At 72.8% G+C, this 1,195-nt stretch carries 1 protein-coding gene; it reads left to right on the top strand.

The genetic code is table 11. From position 1 onward, the window contains the following. Window positions 1–285 precede the first annotated feature (285 nt). Window positions 286–1,195, top strand: a 910-nt coding sequence (locus CAPSK01_RS00825; RefSeq protein WP_273702827.1) for a hypothetical protein, incomplete at its 3' end; no start/stop codon positions are given.

Below are 1,195 nucleotides of genomic sequence, written 5' to 3'. Positions count from 1 at the left end.
GCCGGCCGTCTGACCTGCGGCGAGGGGTCAGAGGCGGGCGAACGGCCAGCAAGGGACCGTCGGGGAGTGGCTTGACAAGGCGCCGGCACGTGTCGATACTGCTTTTCCGGTAGGGGTTTGGCGGCTGGCAAGGGGCTCCGGGGTGCGGCGGCCGGAGCGGGCGGCTGGCCAGCGGCTGACGGGCCGGTCATCCCTCGTTCGTTGGGGGTCGCCGGTCGCTGCCCGGTCCTGCCGCTCGCCCATCCACTCGCTCCTGGTCTTTCGCCTGCTTCAGGAGATTCTGCCATGCCTGCGCCATCCACCATGGTCGCCGAGACCCGCCCGCCAGGCCCTGGCGTGGCGACGTTCGCGGTGATGCTCGCCGGACTGATCGTCGTCCCTGGTCTGGCCTCGGCGCCGCCGGCGCGCGCGGCGACTGCCGCGGGCGCATTGGTGGCGCCGGCGCCGGGCAGCGAAACCGATCGCGACGCGCAAGTGCGCGAACTCACCGAGCGCCTCGTCCTCGACCGTGCCGCGTCGCTGGCGGCGAGTCAGCGGCGCAGCCTTGCACGCGAAGCGACCCTGCTCGCCGAACTCGAACAGCGCGACAAACAATTGCGGCGCGCGCTCGCGCAGCAGAACCAGAGCGCGGCCGAGACCGCCCGTCTGGGCGACGAACTGCGCGCGCTGACCAGCGAACGGCAACGCCTGGTTGACGAACTCGGCGCACGCGACTCGGCCTACCGCGCCGAACTGGCCGAATACCGGCGGCTGATCGCCGCCCTCGCCGACTCGCCGAACCCCGAACGACGCCAGGCGCTGCAACGCTATGCCGACGGCGACCGCGTCGGCGCCTTCGCCGTTCTCGAAGAACTGACGCGCGCCGAGGAGGCGGCGCGCGACAAAGCCAACAAGCTGCGCAGTGCCACCGAATACCGCCAACTGGCCGCGCTCGCCGCCGACATGCAGGACCGCGGCGAGAAGACGACGCACGACGTGCTGCAACTCTGGCGTGCGGCCGCGCAGCGCGACGCCGACGACTTCTGGACCTGGGTCTACATCGGCCGGCTGACGCAGCAATCGGGCGACACCGCGCAGGCGCTGCACGCCGCCGGCGCAGCGCGCCGCGTCGCCAGCGACGACCGCGAACGCAGCGTCGCCGCGGTCGAACTCGGCGACGTGCAGCAAGCGGCCGGCGACCTGGCCGCGGCGCGGC

It is taken from the genome of Candidatus Accumulibacter vicinus, assembly GCF_000584955.1.
Classification (GTDB): domain Bacteria; phylum Pseudomonadota; class Gammaproteobacteria; order Burkholderiales; family Rhodocyclaceae; genus Accumulibacter; species Accumulibacter vicinus.
Note: the sequence above shows the minus strand (reverse complement) of the source record. Positions and strands in the feature narration are given on the sequence as shown.